Source organism: Aphanothece microscopica RSMan92, assembly GCF_046613545.2.
GTDB lineage: Bacteria > Cyanobacteriota > Cyanobacteriia > PCC-6307 > Cyanobiaceae > NIES-981.
Map to the genome: position 1 here is coordinate 1 of NZ_JBKKKY020000104.1, position 4,999 is coordinate 4,999.

Consider the following 4,999-nt stretch of genomic DNA (forward strand, 5'->3'; position numbering starts at 1 on the left):
CGGTCACCATTTCACGCGAGAGGTGCTCGTAGAGCATCTCGTCGGTGTCGAAGTCGAACGACTCCTGGGTGAACTCGGTGAAGAAGCCGAACTTGATGATCGAGCCCGAGCGTTCCAGACGGGTGAAGCCGACCCGGTTCACACGGCCACCGTTCTCCGTCAGGAGCGGCAGACGGCCGCTGATCGAGCCCACGTCCCGCGAGGAGCCATAGAGGTTCCCACGGCCAGCCTGGGCCGAGGCACCCAGGTTCAGCGCCAGGACGGCGTCCTTCTGCCCGCTCGACGCATACTTGGTCGTCAGCGGACCGGTCAGCGTGATGGTGGCGAAGCCCGCACCAGCGGAGTCGTTCGCACCCGCCGCAGCGACGGTGTCGGTGCCGACGTTGGCGTTGATCGCGGTCACAGCACCAGCCGCCGAGGCGTTGGCGATCGACATGATGGCACGCGGGAAGGTCACGAACCAGTCGGTCGAGACGATGCTCGCACCGGCCGCGTCGATGCCCTGGTCGTTGACGTTGCGGTCATCCAGCAGCGGGATGTACTGGTAGACCTTGATCGTCTTGCCGAAGTGCTTGGGCATGGCCGTCACGTCCGCAAGCGGCGTGAAATACATGTCCTTCTTGGCGTCGATGATAACCTAAAGGGAGCCTAAAGCTTCCGCGCGCTGACGATGGACAGCAACTGAATATATTTTTTGCCAAGTTGAGCAGCGCAGTGCGGTCCGCAAGCGACTGAGAATAGCGTGCCTAATCCATATATAAAACTAAAGTCGAAAACTGGCGGGAGGTTCTGAAACTACCCAAAGGCAGCCTAAAGGCCAAGAAGTTGCAGAATCTAATAGGATCGGGGATTGTAGGGCGAGCGTAAAGACTGGTTTTCGTCCTCGCGTTTCTCGCTTGAAGGGGAGGCCAACCGGAAAACTAGGATTGGCAAATATATGAGCCGCTCTTTCGGCCTTTTGAGGGGGTCCTCTGGCATGGCGACCTGGTCGGACAACTTCCCCCAAAAACATCCTTGACACCTCCTTCATATGTGATTACATAACATACATGTTCTTCAGTAAGATTCTTCTATAAAGAAGAGTCTTGGGGGAGGTATTGTTGGAAGCCCCAATTTCATTGGGTCTTCCAACCAGAACGAGATCGGGGCCCCCCCTCCTACTGTTGTACACCTGTCGGCTCATCTGGCTTCGAAACACATCATTCATCTGATCCAGATAGGGACTGACCCCAAGCGGTGCTCCTGGTTCCAGAAGGCTTGACCACCACTTCGAAAACGAAAGCCGTCTCCAGACTTGCCACATCACCCGACCAGCAATCTGCCTTGGAGTGTGGCGATCGCCTCGCGCAGCAGAGACCGCGACACATACTGCCTCGGGAACCAACCCAGCTGAAAGCATGGACCGCATTCTTCATCTCCGGCTCTCCGAACATCGCTGGTTCCCTGAAGTTGTTTTCCGGAAACTGGCGGCTCCGCACATGCCCATTTTTGGGGGAAGATGTCTCCTCTGCCATTCTGTAGTCAGCTGCCGCTGGCGGTTTCTGCCAGTGTGCCGACGACGCCGAAGACAGAGGCGGTGGAGGTGCGAGCGGAGTTGATGAGCGAAGCCATGGTGTGATCCTCATGAGGGTGGGTGGGTATGGGGTAGCTAGCCCCGAGCAAGCGCGTGAGCGCTGTGTTCAGACTGGGGGGGGGTGGTCTGGAATGGGGAGGGCCGGGGGTGTTACCCCTGTTTGAGACCTCTGCACCAAAAACGCTTAATGCCCTACATTTCCCAATCCTAGTCGCCTAAAAATTTGCGGGGAATTTCTCTATAAGCCCTTCATTTCCTGATCCTATTCAGGCAGGCTGCGGGTTGGACTTCATGAAGGATTGACGCCATGACCCTCAAAGATCGCATTGCTCAGAGCCTCTATGTCCTTGGTTCCCTTGGAGCTGTGCTGGGGCTTGTCATGATTGCGGGGGCACCTTTCGACAAAGGAGTTCTGGAGGACCTGCCCCTGATTGCAAGCCTATCGCTTGGTTCCTATGGAGCCGGCTGGGGTCTCCGCTGGATCATCAACGGGACCTCGACCTCGGTGCTGGACTACGCCCGGAAATGAAAAAACCCCTCCCGGTGAGGGGAGGGGAGTTCAGGCACACAGGAGCAGTCACTGAGGGGACAGGAAACTCAGCTCCGCTCGGGGGCCATCTCGTAGAAGCTGGGGTGCTTCTTCTGGTTCTCGGAAACGATGCGCTCGGTCTCATCGATCAGAAAGCTGGTCAGGTAAGCCCTGACCTCGGTGGACTCAGGCCCGCCGGGGATGCCCACATGGTCGAAAATGAAGTCGGTCAGATGGCAGCACTCGTGGGGGATGGTGCTCCCTTTGGCTCCCGGCGAGATAACCATGGCGAGCGAGAAGTAGCCCTGCTCGTTGTAGCAGAAGGAGACCAGGCCGTAGCATTCCCGGTCGGCCGGCTCGGCAGGGAACCCTCGACGGCGCAATTCTTGGACAGAGCACCGCCGACGTCCACATATGACCGATCGGCTTGCTCATGCCCAACGCAAAATGTTTCGGCATACAGTTCCGAACTGCAACGGTGCCCCTCCTGCAGGGGTTGCGCCCTTTAGAATCCAAGGTCTTCCATGCGCCAGATTAGGATTCCAGATTGTCACGCTCTTTGATATGACCATTTGATGAAACGCGACATGGCAGTGAGGTTCCATGGCAGACGGTCGATTTGTGTCCTACCTGCGGGTTTCGACCCAAAAGCAAGGTGCTGAGGGTCTGGGCATCGAAGCGCAGCGTCGCGCCGTTGCCGATTTCATGAAGGGCGGAAACTGGCAGCTGATCGGCGAACTGGTAGAGGTCGAGAGTGGCAAGCGCAGGGATCGTCCGAAGCTGGCGGAGGCCATCGCCCTATGTCGGGCCTTCAATGCAAGACTCGTCATTGCCAAGCTGGATCGTTTGAGCCGCGATGCGGCTTTTCTGCTTTCCTTGCGAGATGCAGGGGTCGAATTCATCGCAGCCGACAATCCTCACGCAAATCGGCTGACGGTTGGCATCCTGGCTCTCGTTGCAGAGCAGGAACGCGAGGCAATCTCCTATCGGACGAAAGCTGCCCTTGCGGCTGCAAGGGCCCGAGGCGTTCAGCTTGGAGCCTTTCGTGATGGGCAGTTCGTTGGTCGCATCGGCAATGCCGAGAACGCCTCCAAGGCGCGCCAAGCACGGTCCATCAAATCCCGCCAGAAGGCAGAAAACATCCGCTTCCTGTTGGATCGCCTGGATCCCGATGGCCAACGTTCCTTGCGCGGCCTGGCAGAAAGCCTGAACCAAGAAGGCATACCCACGCCCTCCGGCCGAGGCATGTGGTCGGCGCAATCAGTAAAACGGCTGCGACAGAAGCTTCTCCTCGTTTGAAGCCGCGTCCCTTTCTTCCCCTTGGCTCGTCGGCTTCGTTGCAGAAGGGCCGCACCGCTGTTAGGGCCAGACGGTAAACCATTGCCCGTTTACACGTCCTCGGCTATCAAGTGCAGGACCGCCTTGCATCCAAGGCTCGGGTTAGTTCCTGCGCGCCTTAATGCACGTTCTGCGTACTGACCCACCCAACCCCTGAAATGCGGACGCTGTGGCTTTTTGGGCTCCAGCCCCTGCCATTCGGCAAAGCGGTGGTCTGATGAACATTCGCCTTATCCCCTTGGAAAAACTTGCCCATGATCTGGGTTACGCCGGCCCGAACTCTTCGTGCCGCGATTGGCTGGCCATGATGCGGATCACGCCCGTTCCGGGCCGTCGTGGATGGTACGATCCTCTTTTGGTTCGCAGACGCCTGGATGAAGCTCAGGGGCTTTCCTGGACGCGATTGGAACAAGCGCCTGCTGAACCACAAGTCCCAAGCTTGACGGAGCAGAGGAGGATGCGCCGTGGCAACGCCTAAGCTGCCCCCGAGGGTTCATCGTGTTCGACGTGCGGTCAAGGACGGTGTCCGCTTTCATTTCTATGCTTGGCGCGGAGGGCCCAAGTTCTGGGTCGATGGAAAGGCCTTCCCCAGCGATCCTGCCTTTTATCAGGCCTACGCAGAGAAGACGGCCCTGCCGAAGCCCACAGCCTACATGGCAACCACCATGGTCGATGACTTCCTGTCGAGCGGTGAGATGCCCAAAGCCGAACGTACAAGGAAGGACTACCGGCTTTGGGCGCTGCGTTTCGCCAAGGCTTTCAAGGACGACCCTGCCGCGCTCTTCGAAGAACCCGCGTCGCGAATAGAGGTCGATGAATGGCGGCAGGCGTGGGCGCATTCACCGAAGCAGTATGACTATGCTGGGGCAGTAGTCACACGCATACTCAACTGGGCGAAGAAGGGGAGAAAGATCCGTGAGCATCACTGCGACGGCTTCGAAAAGGTCTATCGCCCGGATCGGGCCGAGATCGTCTGGTCCTCTTCAGACCAGAATGCGGTATTGGCGATCGCACCGACCTGGATCCAGCGCATCCTAATCACGGCCTGCGAAACCGGGCTCAGACCGGGCGACCTGATCAGGCTTTCAAGAGCGCATATCCAGTCTACCCCGAACGGTCAGCGGATCCAGATCAGAACCAACAAGCGGAAGATCACCGCGACGATCCCATTGACTCCTGCCATGACCAAGGTCGTGCAAGAGACGCCGGACGGGCAAATGCTCATCCTCACCAACGCCAGCGGAGAGCCCCTCACTGAACATCGAGTCTCCGAAGGTTTGCGCCAATGGCGCGACAAGGCGGGACTTGATGAGAAGACCTTGGGGTATTCCCTTCGGCTCTATGACACCCGCGGAACCGCCGCCACCAGGCTTCTGAATGCCGGCCTCACGCTCAAGGAGATCGCGCAGCACATGGGATGGTCGCTCCGGACGGCGTCATACATGATCGAAAAGTATGCAGCCGTTTCGCCGGACGAAACCGACGTGATTCTCGCTAAGCTCACAGAGGCTCGGCGGACCGGACGGTGAACGAAAGTGTAAACGCACCTGTAAACGGTA

At 58.4% G+C, this 4,999-nt stretch carries 5 protein-coding genes; 3 read left to right on the forward strand and 2 right to left on the reverse strand.

Going from position 1 to position 4,999, the window contains the following annotated elements; translation table 11 throughout:
• On the reverse strand, nucleotides 1–613 hold a 613-nt coding region (locus ACLD7X_RS15730; RefSeq protein ID WP_411424622.1), incomplete at its 3' end, for a N4-gp56 family major capsid protein.
• A gap of 1,267 nt (nucleotides 614–1,880) precedes the next feature.
• Here ACLD7X_RS15730 and ACLD7X_RS15735 point away from each other — a divergent pair.
• Nucleotides 1,881–2,102 carry a hypothetical protein gene (locus ACLD7X_RS15735; RefSeq protein ID WP_411424623.1) on the forward strand — a complete coding sequence of 74 codons (222 nt, stop codon included), beginning with the start codon at nucleotides 1,881–1,883 and terminating at the stop codon, nucleotides 2,100–2,102.
• Nucleotides 2,103–2,170: 68 nt separating this feature from the next.
• On the opposite strand, the gene ACLD7X_RS15740 is transcribed toward ACLD7X_RS15735, so the two are convergent.
• On the reverse strand, nucleotides 2,171–2,485 hold the full coding sequence (locus ACLD7X_RS15740) for a hypothetical protein (protein WP_411424624.1): 315 nt from the start codon (nucleotides 2,483–2,485) through the stop codon (nucleotides 2,171–2,173).
• 238 nt (nucleotides 2,486–2,723) lie between these two features.
• Between ACLD7X_RS15740 and ACLD7X_RS15745 the strand changes: the two genes are divergently transcribed.
• Nucleotides 2,724–3,401 (forward strand): recombinase family protein, encoded by a 678-nt coding sequence (locus tag ACLD7X_RS15745; protein WP_411424625.1) that lies wholly within the window; start codon nucleotides 2,724–2,726, stop codon nucleotides 3,399–3,401.
• Nucleotides 3,402–3,904: 503 nt separating this feature from the next.
• The gene (locus ACLD7X_RS15750) at nucleotides 3,905–4,969 is read left to right on the forward strand and encodes a tyrosine-type recombinase/integrase (RefSeq protein ID WP_411424626.1); all 1,065 of its coding nucleotides are present in this window, start codon (nucleotides 3,905–3,907) and stop codon (nucleotides 4,967–4,969) included.
• Nucleotides 4,970–4,999 lie beyond the last annotated feature (30 nt).